This is a genomic window from Streptomyces sp. CB09001 (genome assembly GCF_003369795.1).
Lineage (GTDB): Bacteria > Actinomycetota > Actinomycetes > Streptomycetales > Streptomycetaceae > Streptomyces.
Genome location: NZ_CP026730.1, coordinates 968,006 through 982,002, shown reverse-complemented (window position 1 = coordinate 982,002; position 13,997 = coordinate 968,006). Strand labels below are relative to the sequence as shown.

The window sequence follows — 13,997 nt, the reverse complement described above, 5'->3', positions numbered from 1 at the left end:
GACCTGCGAAAACCCTGGAGACTGAAGACGATGGCCGACCGGGTCACGGTGATCGGCTGGGACGGTTCGCCGCTGACCGCCGCGGCACGCTCCGCACTGGGCGCCGCCACCCTGGTGGCCGGTGCCGCCCACCACCTGGCACTTCCCGAGGTACCGCCCGCAGCCGAACGCATCCGCCTCGGCAGCGTCGCCCTCGCCGCCCGCCGCCTCGCCGCGCACCGCGGCACGACGGTCGTGCTGGCCGACGGCGACCCCGGCTTCTTCGGCGTCGTACGCACCCTGCGAGCCCCCGAGTTCGGCCTGGAGGTGGAGGTCGTCCCCGCCGTCTCCTCGGTGGCCGCCGCCTTCGCCCGCGCCGGGATGCCCTGGGACGACGCCCAGGTGGTCGTCGCCCATCCCCGCACCCTGCGACGCGCGGTAAATGTGTGCCGCGCCCACACCAAGGTCGCGGTCCTCACCTCACCGGGGGCCGGACCGGCCGAGCTCGGTCTGCTGATGGAGGGCGTCCACCGCACCTTCGTCATCTGCGAGGAACTCGGCACCACCCGCGAACGCGTCACGGTCGTCACCTCCGACAAGGCCGCCGACCACACCTGGCGCGACCCGAACGTCGTCATCGTGGCCGGCGGCAGCGCCGGCCCGGCCACCGCGGGCGACGGCACCGGCTGGATCACCGGCCGCGACCCCGCCACCGGACCGCGCGGCTGGTCCCTGCCCGCCGCGGCGTACGGCGGTGAACTGGGCGAGGGCGAGACCGACCTGCTCCGCACCGCCCAACTCGCCCGCCTCGGGCCCCGCCTCGGCGACCTCGTGTGGGACATCGGCTGCGGCAGCGGCGCCTTCGCCACCGAGGCGGCCCGCGCCGGGGCCGCCGTCATCGCGGTCGACCGGGACGCCGACGCCTGCGCCCGCACCGAGGCCACCGCACGGCACTTCGGCGTCCAGCTCCAGACCGTGCACGGCAACGCCCCCCACATCCTGGAGGACCTCCCCGAACCGGACGTCGTCCGGGTCGGCGGCGGGGGAGTGCCCGTGGTCTCCGCGGTCGCCGACCGACGCCCGCAGCGCATCGTCGCGCACGCCGCGACCCGCGACGCGGCCGAACTCGTGGGCAGGGACCTGACGGAGCACGGGTACCGCGTCGACTGCGCCCTGCTGCAGTCCGTCGGACTCGACACCCGGGCCTGGACGGAGACGGAGCGGAGCGTCGCGTTCCTGCTCAGCGGAGAGATCGTGCGGCGCGAAGCACCCCGCTGAGGACCCGACGAGGACCGCGCCCCGTGATCCGTTGTTCATACCGCGCGGGGTAGGCTGGCGGATTGTTGTACCGCATGCGGACACCCGACGGTTCGTCAGTCGATGTCCGTAAAAACCCGCTCCTCAGGGGGCGGGTGTGGTACGGCAGAACCGGAGGACGCGCAACGTGGCGCAGTCCACAGCGGGCCGTCGCGGATCAAGCTGTCGTGGCGGGGGGACGACCGCGACAATGCCACTCAATGGCTTTGTCGTCTTTTCCCGCGGGTCGTTCGTGCCGCTGGGCACGCCCGCTCGTTCTTCACTACGGGCGGTCGGTGCGCCGTCCCGGGTGAGCTGGTCGTAGAAGCACTAACCGATGGGCGAGGGGTTACGCATGACCGACACCGGCCAGATCCCGGGCGAGGGGCTGCCGGAGAACGCAGGCATGGTGGAGCAGCCGGGCGTCCCCGCACCCGGCGCGTACACCTACCTCTCCGAGGCCGCCGCCGAGGACGAGGACCTGTTGTTGCTGCCGGGAGCCCAGAGTGCTTGGGGCAACGAGGTCGCGCCGCCGACGCCGGAGCCGGTCGTCGAGACCGTGCACCAGCCCGGACCGCACGAGATGTCCGGCCGTGACAGCGGCTCGGTCGACCTCAGTGGTGTCCGCCTGCCCGACCCGGCGCAGGACCCCGCCTCCACCCCGGTCCCGGCGCGCAGGCCCCTCCACCTCGGTCCGCCGATCCCCGACACCTCCGCCAGCCCGGTCCGCTCCCTCGCCGACCGCGGCCCCGCCGACGCGCCGGTACGGCACCCCGGCCCGCCCACCGCGGGTCCCGAGTACCTCGACGTACCGCAGGCCGCCGTGCCGACCCCGCAGGCGGCGGCACCCTGGGGAGCGCAGACGGCGCCGCAGGCCCAGGAGGTCCCGGTGAACGCCGGGGCGGGGCATGCGGAAACGGTTGTTCCGGTACCGGAGGAGCAGGCGGCCGAGCCGGTGGGAGCGGCCCAGGCGCTCGTGACCCGCGTGGCCACGGAGGCCGTGGCGGCGACCGGCGGGACGCCCGCGGGCGCCGGCGAGCCCCACGAACCGCAGGAGGCCGCCGCGGCGGAGGCGGCGCACACCGGCGCGGGGCAGCCGACCGGTCCCACGGAGGAAGCCGGACCGACTCCCGAGGCGGTCCCCGCGATCCCCGTGACCGAGCCCGTCCGTGCGGCGGTCGAGGAAGACGCCGGGCCCGAAAAGGCGCTGGCGGTTCCGGAGGCCCAGGAGGCCCCCGCGCAGTCGGCTCCGGAAGAAGCACCGGCGGAAGTACCCGGAGGGGTACCCGCGGAAGCACCGCAGGGACTCGACGAACCCCCGGTGGCCGACCACGCCCCCGAGGCGCCCGCGCCGCAGGAAGCACCGGCCTCCGAGGCACCCGAGCCCGAACGCGGCGACGCCCAGGCACCCGACGCGCCCGTGGCCGTCGCGGAGCCCGTGGCGTCGGCACCCGAGGCGCCCGCGCCCGAAGCGCCCGTGCCCGGGGTCGCCGAACCCGAGCCGTCTCCGGCGCCGGAGCAGCCCGCTCCGGTCCAGGTCGAGGCCGCGCAGCCGACGCCGCCGGAGACACCGCCCGCCCCGGACGAAGCGCCGCACCCGCAGCCGGACGTCCAGCCCGTGCAGTTCGCCGTCCCGCAGCCCTCCCCGGAATCCGATCCGGAGCCGCAGGCCCCCGAGGCTCCCGCGGCGCAGCCCGCCCAGGGCCCCCAGTCCCTCATGGACGCCACCATGCGGCAGGAGCAGGAGCAGGAGCAGGAGCAGGAGCAGGAGCAGGAGCGGGAGCGGGCCGTGGCCGTGGCCGTGGCCGAGGGCACCGCGGAGCCCGTAGCGGCGGACGCGTCCGCCTCCGGCGCCCAGGAGCCCGCGCCCGTACCGGCCCCGGTCGCCCGGGAACCGCACCCCGCCCAGCCCGTGGGCCAGTTCCTGCCCGTCGACGGCGGGCAGGTGCCCACGACCCCGCACCTCGCGCCCACCCCGCCCGAGGCCGTCCTGGTCCCGCCGGAAGCGGCCCCGGAACCGGAGCCCGTCGCCGCGGCCCCCGTGGCCGAGCAGGCGGTCGCCGCGGTACCGGCGCCGCGCGAGGCCGACCCCGAACTCGTGCAGAGCGTCGACGACCTGGCCACCCGGGGCGCCGGCGAGGACGACCACGTGGCCGGAGCCGACGCAACGGCCACAGCGACCGCCGAGGCGGCGAACGCCCCCGGCGCCCCCGCCGCGCCGGACGCGGAGCCCGCCCCCCAGGACGCTCCCGTCCCGCAGGAGGCCCCGCACGACGGGACCCCGGCCGCGGACGCCCGGCACCCCGCCGGCCCGGCGGCCCCCGGCTACGACGACGCCGAGCGCGCGGCCGTACTCAAGGTCATGCGCGAGCGGCGCGACATCCGCAACGGCTTCCGCAGCGACCCCATCCCGCACGAGGTACTGCTCCGGGTCCTGGAGGCCGCCCACACCGCGCCCTCCGTCGGCCACTCGCAGCCCTGGGACTTCGTCGTCATCCGCTCCGCCGACACCCGTCGCGCCATGCACGAACTGGCGACGCGTCAGCGGGACGCGTACGCCAAGTCGCTGCCCAAGGGCCGGGCCAAGCAGTTCAAGGAACTGAAGATCGAGGCCATCCTCGACACCCCGGTCAACATCGTCGTCACCGCCGACCCGACCCGCGGCGGCCGGCACACCCTCGGCCGGCACACGCAGCCGCAGATGGCGCCGTACTCCTCCGCGCTCGCCGTCGAGAACCTGTGGCTCGCCGCCCGCGCCGAGGGTCTCGGCGTCGGCTGGGTCAGCTTCTTCGACGAGCGCGAGATGGTCCGCGCCCTCGGCCTGCCCGAGCACCTGGACGTCGTCGCCTACCTGTGCGTCGGCTACGTCGACGAGTTCCCGGACGAGCCCGAACTGATGCAGGCCGGCTGGTCCAAGCGCCGCCCGCTGTCCTGGGTGGTGCACGAGGAGACGTACGGCCGTCGCGCCCTGCCCGGCGAGGCGCCGCACGACCTGCTCGCCGAGACCGTCGCGCAGATCCGCCCGCTGGACGCCAAGGCGCTCGGCGAGGCCTGGGAGCGGCAGAAGCGCATGACCAAGCCGGCCGGAGCGCTCGGCATGCTGGAGATCATCTCCGCCCAGCTGTCCGGACTGTCCCGGCAGTGCCCGCCGCCCATCCCGGAGCCCGCGGCCGTCGCGGTCTTCGCCGGCGACCACGGGGTGCACGCCCAGGGCGTCACCCCCTGGCCGCAGGAGGTCACCGCCCAGATGGTGGCCAACTTCCTGGGCGGCGGAGCGGTCTGCAACGCCTTCGCCACCCAGGTCGGCGCCGAGGTCTGCGTCGTGGACGTCGGTGTCGCCACCGACCTGCCCGCCACCCCGGGCCTGCTGCCCCGCAAGGTCCGCGCGGGCACCTCCGACATGACCACCGGCGCGGCGATGACCCGCGAGGAGGCCAAGCAGGCCATCGAGGTCGGCATCGAGACCGCCCGCGACCTGGTGGCGGCCGGCAACAAGGCGCTGCTCACCGGCGAGATGGGCATCGCGAACACCACCGCGTCCGCCGCGCTCATCTCGGTCTTCACCGGCGCCGACCCGGCCGAGGTCACCGGCCGCGGCACCGGCATCAACGACGAGACCCTGGCCCGCAAGACCGAGGTCGTCCGCCGTGCCCTCGAACTCCACCAGCCGGACCCGGCCGACCCGATCGGCGTGCTGGCGGCGATCGGCGGCTTCGAGCACGCGGCCATGGTCGGTCTGCTGCTCGGCGGCGCGTCCCTGCGCACCCCGGTGATCCTGGACGGCGTCAGCGCCGGTGCCGCCGCCCTGGTGGCCCGCGCGATCGCCCCCGAGGTCCTCGCCGCCTGCATCGCCGGTCACCGCAGCGCCGAGCCCGGCCACGTCGCCGCGCTCAACAAGCTGGGCCTTCGTCCGCTGGTCGACCTCGACCTCCGCCTCGGCGAGGGCACCGGCGCGCTGCTCGCGCTCCCCATGGTGCAGAGCACCGCGCGGGCCATGCACGAGGTGGCGACCTTCGACTCGGCGGGCGTCACCGAGAAGTAGCGGCCGCACGCCGCGGGGCCCGGGACCACGCATGCCGCGGGGCCCGGGACCACGGTGCCGGGCCCCCGCCGGGCTGCCGTGCCCGCGGCCCCACCCGGCAGCCGGGTCTCGTCACCGGAGCGGCCGTCCAACCGTCGGACCGGGGGTCCAACCACCGGACCACCTGGGCCCCACCGGCCACCGCGCCGTAAAATCCGCACGTCAGCGCCACCGCCGCAAGAGGAGCCGTCCCCTCATGGCCGAACACCCCGCCTACCCCGTAGGTCTCCGCCTCACCGGCCGTCGCGTGGTCGTCCTCGGCGGCGGACAGGTCGCCCAGCGCCGTCTGCCCGCCCTCATCGCGGCCGGTGCCGACATCCGCCTCGTCTCCCCGGAGGCGACCCCGTCCGTCGAGGCGATGGCGGACGCGGGCGAGATCACCTGGGATCAGCGCCCGTACGCGGACGGGGACCTCGCCGAGGCCTGGTACGCCCTGATCGCCACCAGCGACACCGCGGCCAACGACGCCGCCTCCGCCGAGGGGGAGCGGCACCGCGTGTGGTGCGTCCGCTCCGACGACGCCGACCGGGCCACGGCCTGGACCCCGGCGACCGGACACAGCGAGGGCGTCACCGTCGCCGTGCTCACCACCGACGCGCGCCACCGCGACCCCCGCCACACGGCCGCCATCCGCGACGCGGTGGTGGAAGGCCTGCGCGACGGCACCCTCGTCGCCCCGCACCGGCGCACCCGCACACCCGGCGTCGCCCTGGTCGGCGGCGGTCCCGGCGACCCGGACCTGATCACCGTCCGCGGCCGCCGCCTGCTCGCCGAGGCCGACGTCGTCATCGCCGACCGGCTCGGGCCCCGCGACCTGCTCGCCGAGCTGCCGCCGCACGTCGAGGTCATCGACGCGGCCAAGATCCCCTACGGCCGCTTCATGGCCCAGGAGGCCATCAACCACGCGCTGATCGAGCACGCCAAGCAGGGCAAGTCGGTCGTACGGCTGAAGGGCGGCGACCCGTTCGTCTTCGGCCGGGGCATGGAGGAGGCGCAGGCGCTGGCCGAGGCGGGCATCGCGTGCACCGTGGTCCCCGGCATCTCCAGCACCATCTCGGTCCCCGGCGCGGCCGGCATCCCGGTCACCCACCGGGGCGTCGCCCACGAGTTCACCGTGGTCAGCGGGCATGTCGCCCCCGACGACGAGCGTTCCCTGGTCGACTGGCCGTCCCTCGCGAAGCTGACCGGCACGCTCGTGGTCCTCATGGGCGTCGACAAGATCGGCAAGATCGCCGAGACGCTGATCGCGCACGGCAAGTCCCCCGCCACTCCGGTCGCCCTCGTCCAGGAGGGCACCACGGCCGCCCAGCGCCGGGTGGACGCGACCCTCGCCACCGTCGCCGAGGTGGCCGTCGCCGAGGAGGTCAGGCCGCCCGCCGTCATCGTCGTCGGCGAGGTCGTCGCCGTCGGTCCGTACGGGACGGTCTGACATGGCCGACCTCATCACCATCGACGACCCCGACGACCCGCGCCTGCACGACTACACCGGCCTGACCGACGTCGAGCTGCGCCGCCGACGCGAACCCGCCGAGGGCCTGTTCATCGCCGAGGGCGAGAAGGTCATCCGGCGGGCCGGCGAGGCGGGCTACACGATGCGCTCGATGCTGCTGTCCGCCAAGTGGGTCGACACCATGCGCGACGTCATCGACGAGGCGCCCGCCCCCGTGTACGTCGTGGACCCGGCGCTCGCCGAACGCGTCACGGGCTACCACGTGCACCGCGGCGCGCTGGCCTCGATGCAGCGCAAGCCGCTGGACACGGCCGCCGGCCTCCTGACGACCGCCCGCCGCGTCGTCGTCATGGAGTCCGTGAACGACCACACCAACATCGGGGCGATCTTCCGCTCCGCCGCCGCGCTCGGCATGGACGCGGTCCTGCTCTCCCCGGACTGCGCGGACCCCCTGTACCGGCGCAGCGTCAAGGTCTCGATGGGCGCCGTCTTCACCGTGCCGTACGCCCGCCTCGACGCCTGGCCGGCCGGTCTGGCGACGGTCGGTGAGGCGGGCTTCACGCTCCTCGCCCTCACCCCCGACGAGCGGGCCGAGCCCCTCGACGCGGTCGCCCCGCACCGCATGGACCGGGTGGCGCTCATGCTGGGCGCCGAGGGCAGCGGCCTGTCCCGGCGGGCCCTGGCGGCGTCCGACACGTGGGTCCGCATTCCGATGTCCCACGGCGTCGACTCCCTGAACGTGGGCGCGGCGGCCGCGGTCGCCTTCTACGCGGTGACGGCGGGACGGCCCTCGGCCTGATGTGCCGTCCGGTCCCGGCCTTCAGAGCCCGGGGGTCCGCCGCTCCGGGAGGCCGCCCGGCGGGTCCACCCGCTCCTGCTGCGTAGCCCGCACCCCGCCGCCCCGCTCGTCGCCGAGCCCCCGCGCGGGCCCCTGGCAGCCCTGTGCGGCGGCGATGCCCAGCGCGACCAGCAGCGTCACGACCACGAACACGAACAGACGCTGCCGCAGCAGTCGCGGATTGGCGGGCCGCCGCCAGCGGGTCCCCGTCGTGCTGGGCGCCGTACGACCGGATCCGCTGCGTGGTGCGGACCGGCCGCCGTTGTTGCGGGAGGGGGTCCGGCCGGTCGTGTCGCGGGAGGACGGCGTGGGCCGGGACCCGGACCGCGCCCCCGTACCGCCGCCCCGGGACGGTGTGCCACCGCGCGAGGGCGTCCCGCCACGCGAGGGTGCTCCGCCCCGCGACGGGACGGAACCCCGGGGCGCGGATCCCCGCGACCCCGACGTGCCGCGCGGCGCGGGAGTCCCCTGCGGGCGCCGCTGGGCACGCTCCGGATAGGTGTCGGCGAGCCGCCCCGTGGGCACGTCCGCCTCACCGCTGCGCGGCGCGGGCGGCCGGACGTCGGCCATGCCCTGGGCCTCACGGGCGGCGATCTCCTTGAGCCGCAGTGACAGTTGCAGGGTGCTGGGGCGTTCTTCGGGGTCCTTGGCCAGGCACGCCCGCACCAGCGGCGCGAGCGCGTCCGGGACCCCGTGCAGCTGGGCCTCCTCGTGCACCACGCGGTAGAGCATCACCTCGGAACTGCCGTGCCCGAAGGGCGAGTCGCCCATCGACGCGTACGCCAGCGTGGCACCGAGCGAGAACACGTCCGTGGCCGGGGTGACCGCGGCCCCGCGCACCTGCTCCGGCGCGAGGAACCCGGGGGAGCCGACCGCCGTGCCGACGTGCGTGAGGGTGGAGGCACCGGTGGCCCAGGCGATGCCGAAGTCGATGATCCGCGGCCCCTTCGGGGACAGCAGGATGTTGGACGGCTTCAGGTCCCGGTGCACCACCCCGGCCTCGTGGACGGCGACCAGGCCCTCGGACAGCGCGGCACCCACGGCCGCGACGTCGGCCGCGACGAGCGGCCCGCCGTCGACGACCTTGTCGTGCAGGGAGGGGCCGGGCACGTACTGCGTGGCGAACCAGGGGCGGTCCGCCTCCAGGTCCGCGGCGACCAGCCGGGCGGTGCAGCCGCCCCGGATGCGCCGGGCCGCCGAGACCTCACGGGCGAACCTCGACCGGAACTCCTGGTCCTCCGCCAGGTCCGGCCGGATGACCTTCAGCGCGACCCGCTGCCCCTTCTTGTCGGAGCCCAGGTAGACCACGCCCATCCCACCCGCGCCGAGCCGCCTGTGAAGCCTGAACGAGCCGACGACGCGCGGGTCCTCGCGCCTCAGGCGCATCATCGCCATGTTCATCCCCGCTGCCCGGTCCCTGTGACGTGGCACAGCTTACGTTTCCCCGGCGGCCCGCGCGCAGAGGCCGCGCCCTCTCGCGACAACGGATTGTCAGTGCCCGGCCCCAGAGTTGAGAGGCGGTCAGCATCTGCGCGGACCGGCCGGCCGCCCTCCGCCCGTGATCCCAACCGCCCGCGGCGGCCGAGGGATTGGGACGGGCGAGGGCAACCGGCCGTGGACCTGCGGGGGAGACGGGGAGCGGCGGCGCACCCACGGCCCGACGCCGGGCGGAGCCCTGCCCGGGGCGGGGCGGGGTGTGCCGGGAGGCGGCCGGAGTGAGGGAAGTCACCGGACAGCCCGGAGATACCGGGACACGGTGGGCGCCCCGTCCGGGAAGACCCCGAGACCGGGGAGCCGATCTCCACCCAGGGGAGTAGTCGGCCGGTCACGGCTCATCCTCCGGGAGGCCCGGCAATCGGTACGAGGGCATGACGTCGGGCGATGGCCCGACGCATAGATTTGAGGTCAAGCGGCGGGTGCAGAACTCGTCCCCCGAGGTCAGACACCCGCCGCTGCAACGAGACAACGCGAACGACTCAACGAACGGTCAGGAGAGGGACCATGGCCCAGACGGTTCCGCGGACGCTGGTCCGCACACGGGAAACCCGCCGTCAGGGCCGTCGCCACCCCGCGGTGGCGACGCTGATGGCCCTGCCCCTGGCGGTCCTGCTCCTCCTCGTCTTCGACGGGTGGGAGACAGTGGCCACACAGGCGTCGTCCGTGGGTGTGGTGCTGGGGCGCTGAGCGGCGACCCCAGGCCCGGAAGAGCGGTCCGGGCGGGGACATCCATCCATGAAACCCCGTGGGGACGGGGGTGCGGCGGACGGCAAAATGCCGGCGCAGCTGGGGAGCTGCGCCGGCATTGCTTTTCCCTCCCCGGGCAGCGCCGGGACGGGGAGCGCGGCGGCACACTCCGCCTGCTGCGTACCCTCACCTTCGTGACCACGGACGCCCACACCCTCCTCCCCGCCCTCGAGGCCCGCGTCAGGGAGACGGCCCACGCCCGAACCGCGGCCTGCCCCTGCGGCGCGGCCACTCTCGCCGACCGCCCCGACGCCACCGTCGTCCGGCACGCGGGCACCGTCGCCAAGGCCCACGCCGCGGACGCCGACCCCGCCGAGCTGTCCCTCCGTGTCACCGCGGCCGCCCTGCTCCCCGGCGTGCTGCTGCCCCCGCTCGCCCCGGCCCCCGTCGACGTGCACGGGCGGCTCGTCACCTACTGGCCCTACGGCACGCCCGTGGAGCCGGAGGATCCGGACGCCGCCCCGTGGGAAGCCGCGGCGACCCTCCTCGCCCGCCTCCACCGCACACCGGTCCCCGCCGCCCTGCCTCCCATGCGCGGCCCCGCGAAAGCGGCCCTGGCCGCGGCACGCCTGCGCGGCACCGCCCCCGACCACCCCGCCACCGGGCCCGTGCTGGCGGCCTGGGCCGCGCTCCCCGCCTGGGCGCGCGGCGAGGCCGCCATGCCGGGCCCGGCCCTCCTCTGCCACGGCGACCTCCACCTCGGCCAGCTCATACGCCACCCCGCCCCCGACGGGCCCTGGCTGCTGATCGACGTCGACGACCTCGGAACCGGCGTCCCGGCCTGGGACCTGGCCCGCCCCGCCGCCTGGTACGCCTGCGGGCTGCTCCCGCCCGAGGAGTGGCACCGGTTCCTGACCGCCTACCGCACCGCCGGCGGCCCGGCCGTCCCCGCCGCCGGCGACCCGTGGCCCGCCCTGGACGTCCCGGCCCGCGCCCTCACCGCGCAGACCGCCGCCCGGGCCGTCACCAAGGCGGTCCTGGAGGGCCGGGCGCTGGACGAGGTGGAGTGTTCCCTCGTGGACGCGTGCGCGCGCATGGCGTCCGTACGGCCCGCCGACCCACGGGGTTGAGCCGAAGTTCCGCGAAGTAGGGTGCAACCGACCCGGGGCGGGACGGAGTCTGTCCTGGCGATACGCGAAGCAGGACCGACCGGCGAGGAGTTGAGCCGAGCATGCAGTGCCCCAAGTGCCACGCACCGATGCACACCTACAACCGCAACGGCGTTCAGATCGAGCAGTGCAGCGGTTGCCGCGGCATCTTCCTCGACTACGGCGAGCTGGAGTCGCTGACCCGCCTGGAGGCCCAGTGGTCCCAGCCCGCTCCGCCGGCCCCGCCCGCCGCGCCGCAGGCGTACCCCGCGGCCCAGGCGCCGGCCTGGGGTGCCCCGCACGGCGGCGGTCACGGCCACTACGGCCACCACCGCCAGAAGAGCTTCGGCCGCATGCTCTTCTCGAGCTGACCCGCCCACGACGAAGCCCCCGGCCGCTCGAGGCGGCCGGGGGCTTCGTTCTGTGTGGACGATACTGGGATTGAACCAGTGACCTCTTCCGTGTCAGGGAAGCGCTCTCCCGCTGAGCTAATCGTCCTGGAAACACCAGGTGCGGTAGTACTGCGTGCGCGATACTGGGATTGAACCAGTGACCTCTTCCGTGTCAGGGAAGCGCTCTCCCGCTGAGCTAATCGCGCGGGGATCCGTACGGATCGGTGATCCTTGCGGATCAGTGGACGATACTGGGATTGAACCAGTGACCTCTTCCGTGTCAGGGAAGCGCTCTCCCGCTGAGCTAATCGTCCTTGGAGGTGGAGACGGGATTTGAACCCGTGTAGACGGCTTTGCAGGCCGTTGCCTCGCCTCTCGGCCACTCCACCAGGAGTGCAGGAGACCCGGGAGGTCTCCTCTTCCTGCGAGCGGACGACGAGGCTCGAACTCGCGACCTCAACCTTGGCAAGGTTGCGCTCTACCAACTGAGCTACGTCCGCCTGTCGGTTCGGTCCGCTTGCGCGGCCCGGCGACGTGATGAACTCTAGCGGATTCCGGGGCCAGCACAAAAACGCGTTTGTGCAGCGTGCTGCGGTGCGTCCGGTCACGGACCTGGTCGGGGCACCCGGAAGGACACGTTCGGGTCACTCGGGAGTCACCGGCCTAGACTCGGCAGTGTGCTCGACCTCCCGCCACTCGCCCGCTTCGGCGACCGCCTCGCCACCGGTCTCCTCGACGTCACGAGCGATCCCGCCGCCCTCGAATCCGAGGGGTTCTGGGCCGTCTGCGCGGACTTCGAAGGCCGCCTGACCTGTGCCCGCTTCGCGGATGTGCGGACCGAGCCGGTGCCCGCGCCCACCACCGGGGCATGGCGGGGTCCCGCCGTCGGCGACTGGACGTCCTCGCTCGACCACGCCGCGTACACGACGGGCGTACGGCGCATCCGCGCGCACATAGCCGCCGGCGAGGTCTACCAGGCCAACCTCTGCCGGGTGCTCTCGGCACCCGTCGCCCCCGGAGCCGACGTGGACGCCCTCACCGCCCTGCTGGCCCGCGGCAACCCGGCGCCGTACGCCGGGACGATCCGGCTGCCCGGACACGGCGTCGAGATCGCCACCGCCTCGCCCGAGCTGTTCCTGCGCCGGGACGGCCGCACGGTCGAGTCCGGGCCGATCAAGGGGACCGGGCGGACCGAGGCCGACCTGCTGGAGAAGGACCACGCCGAGAACGTCATGATCGTGGACCTGGTCCGCAACGACCTGGGGCGCGTCTGCGCCACCGGCACGGTCACGGTGCCCGACCTGTGCGCCGTCGAGAAGCACCCGGGCCTCGTCCACCTGGTCTCCACGGTGCGCGGCGAGCTGCGCGTGGACGCCGGCTGGCCGGAACTGCTCGACGCCGCGTTCCCGCCCGGGTCCGTCACCGGCGCGCCCAAGTCCAGCGCCCTGCGGATCATCGACGCGCTGGAGACCGCGCCCCGCGGCCCGTACTGCGGGGGCGTCGGCTGGGTCGACGCCGACCGGGGCACGGGCGAGCTGGCCGTCGGCATCCGCACCTTCTGGATCGAGCGCGCCGCCGACGGCGAGGCCCGGCTGCGTTTCGGCACCGGCGCCGGCATCACCTGGGGCTCCGACCCGGAGGGCGAGTGGCGGGAGACCGAACTGAAGGCCGCCCGGTTGCTCGCGGTAGCGTCGGGGGCGTACGAGGTGAACGCGACGGGAGAGGCGCTGGCGACGTGAAGATCTGGCTCGACGGCGGGCTGCAGGACATCGGCGCTGCCCGCGTCTCCGTCCTCGACCACGGGCTGACCGTGGGCGACGGCATCTTCGAGACCGTGAAGGCGGTGGACGGCAGGCCGTTCGCGCTGACCCGGCACCTGGACCGGCTGAGCCGCTCGGCCCGCGGCCTCGGCCTGCCCGCCCCCGACCTCGACGAGGTCCGCCGCGCCTGCGCCGCCGTGCTGGAGGCCAACCCGATGCCGCTGGGCCGGCTGCGCATCACCTACACCGGCGGCCACGGCCCGCTCGGCTCCGACCGCGGCGAGTACGGCCCGACCCTCGTCGTCGCCCTCGGCGAGACCGGCCGCCGCCCCGACTCCACCGCCGTGATCACGGTGCCCTGGACCCGCAACGAACGCGGCGCGCTCACCGGCCTGAAGACCACCTCCTACGCCGAGAACGTCGTCGCCCTGGCCCGCGCCCGCGAACGGGGCGCCTCCGAGGCGCTGTTCGGCAACACGGTGGGCCGGCTGTGCGAGGGCACCGGGTCGAACGTCTTCGTCGTCCTCGACGGCGAGATCCACACCCCGCCGGTCGCCTCCGGCTGCCTCGCCGGGATCACCCGCGCCCTGGCCGCCGAATGGACCGGCGCCCGCGAGACCGACCTCCCGCTGGACGTCCTGGAGCGCGCCGACGAGGTCTTCCTGACCTCGACGCTGCGGGACGTACAGGCCGTGCACCGGGTCGACGACCGTGAACTGCCCGGGGCCCGGGGCCCGGTGACGGCCAAGGCCATGCGGATCTTCGAGGAGCGGTCCGGGGACGACCTGGATCCGTGACGGGGAGCGGCGGCCTGCGTCCTCGAAGCCGCCCTCGAAGCCGCCCTCGAAGCCGCGATATTCGGCTGACGT

The 13,997-nt window shown here is 74.9% G+C and carries 10 protein-coding genes and 5 tRNA genes; 9 read left to right on the top strand and 6 right to left on the bottom strand.

The window, feature by feature from the left end; translation table 11 throughout:
- Positions 1 to 30: 30 nt before the first annotated feature.
- From cbiE to C4J65_RS04535, 4 genes are all read left to right on the top strand, one after another.
- The gene (gene cbiE, locus C4J65_RS04550; protein WP_115741211.1) at positions 31 to 1,257 is read left to right on the top strand and encodes a precorrin-6y C5,15-methyltransferase (decarboxylating) subunit CbiE; all 1,227 of its coding nucleotides are present in this window, start codon (positions 31 to 33) and stop codon (positions 1,255 to 1,257) included.
- A gap of 373 nt (positions 1,258 to 1,630) precedes the next feature.
- The gene (gene cobT, locus C4J65_RS04545) at positions 1,631 to 5,317 is read left to right on the top strand and encodes a nicotinate-nucleotide--dimethylbenzimidazole phosphoribosyltransferase (protein WP_115741210.1); all 3,687 of its coding nucleotides are present in this window, start codon (positions 1,631 to 1,633) and stop codon (positions 5,315 to 5,317) included.
- 235 nt (positions 5,318 to 5,552) lie between these two features.
- Positions 5,553 to 6,785: a uroporphyrinogen-III C-methyltransferase gene (gene cobA / locus C4J65_RS04540; RefSeq protein ID WP_115741209.1), complete on the top strand. Its 1,233-nt coding sequence runs from the start codon at positions 5,553 to 5,555 to the stop codon at positions 6,783 to 6,785.
- Between the two features lies 1 nt (position 6,786).
- Positions 6,787 to 7,605, top strand: a complete 819-nt coding sequence (locus C4J65_RS04535) for an RNA methyltransferase (protein ID WP_115741208.1) — start codon at positions 6,787 to 6,789, stop codon at positions 7,603 to 7,605.
- Positions 7,606 to 7,626: 21 nt separating this feature from the next.
- Here C4J65_RS04535 and C4J65_RS04530 read toward each other — a convergent pair whose 3' ends face one another.
- A complete protein-coding gene (locus C4J65_RS04530) occupies positions 7,627 to 9,045 on the bottom strand; it encodes a serine/threonine-protein kinase (protein WP_162833015.1) in 1,419 nt (472 codons plus the stop codon).
- A gap of 600 nt (positions 9,046 to 9,645) precedes the next feature.
- Here C4J65_RS04530 and C4J65_RS04525 point away from each other — a divergent pair.
- The 3 genes from C4J65_RS04525 to C4J65_RS04515 all read left to right on the top strand — a co-directional run bounded on the left by C4J65_RS04525 (position 9,646) and on the right by C4J65_RS04515 (position 11,347).
- Positions 9,646 to 9,828, top strand: a complete 183-nt coding sequence (locus C4J65_RS04525) for a hypothetical protein (RefSeq protein WP_115741206.1) — start codon at positions 9,646 to 9,648, stop codon at positions 9,826 to 9,828.
- Positions 9,829 to 10,022: 194 nt separating this feature from the next.
- Complete coding sequence (locus C4J65_RS04520; RefSeq protein ID WP_115741205.1) at positions 10,023 to 10,958, top strand: aminoglycoside phosphotransferase family protein; 936 nt, start codon at positions 10,023 to 10,025, stop codon at positions 10,956 to 10,958.
- A 101-nt stretch (positions 10,959 to 11,059) separates the two neighbouring features.
- The gene (locus tag C4J65_RS04515; RefSeq protein WP_109033875.1) at positions 11,060 to 11,347 is read left to right on the top strand and encodes a zf-TFIIB domain-containing protein; all 288 of its coding nucleotides are present in this window, start codon (positions 11,060 to 11,062) and stop codon (positions 11,345 to 11,347) included.
- Positions 11,348 to 11,402: 55 nt separating this feature from the next.
- Here the strand turns inward: C4J65_RS04515 and C4J65_RS04510 are convergent.
- From C4J65_RS04510 to C4J65_RS04490, 5 genes are all read right to left on the bottom strand, one after another.
- A tRNA-Val gene (locus C4J65_RS04510) sits at positions 11,403 to 11,474 on the bottom strand.
- 28 nt (positions 11,475 to 11,502) lie between these two features.
- Positions 11,503 to 11,574 (bottom strand) — tRNA-Val (locus C4J65_RS04505).
- Between the two features lie 36 nt (positions 11,575 to 11,610).
- A tRNA-Val gene (locus C4J65_RS04500) sits at positions 11,611 to 11,682 on the bottom strand.
- Position 11,683: 1 nt separating this feature from the next.
- Positions 11,684 to 11,757: transfer RNA gene (locus tag C4J65_RS04495), tRNA-Cys, on the bottom strand.
- Between the two features lie 38 nt (positions 11,758 to 11,795).
- A tRNA-Gly gene (locus C4J65_RS04490) sits at positions 11,796 to 11,868 on the bottom strand.
- Between the two features lie 177 nt (positions 11,869 to 12,045).
- On the opposite strand from C4J65_RS04490, the gene C4J65_RS04485 reads away from it, so the two are divergent.
- A complete protein-coding gene (locus C4J65_RS04485; RefSeq protein WP_115741204.1) occupies positions 12,046 to 13,107 on the top strand; it encodes a chorismate-binding protein in 1,062 nt (353 codons plus the stop codon).
- The gene (locus C4J65_RS04480; protein WP_115741203.1) at positions 13,104 to 13,925 is read left to right on the top strand and encodes an aminodeoxychorismate lyase; all 822 of its coding nucleotides are present in this window, start codon (positions 13,104 to 13,106) and stop codon (positions 13,923 to 13,925) included. The genes C4J65_RS04485 and C4J65_RS04480 overlap by 4 nt, the downstream gene beginning before the upstream one ends.
- Positions 13,926 to 13,997: the final 72 nt, after the last annotated feature.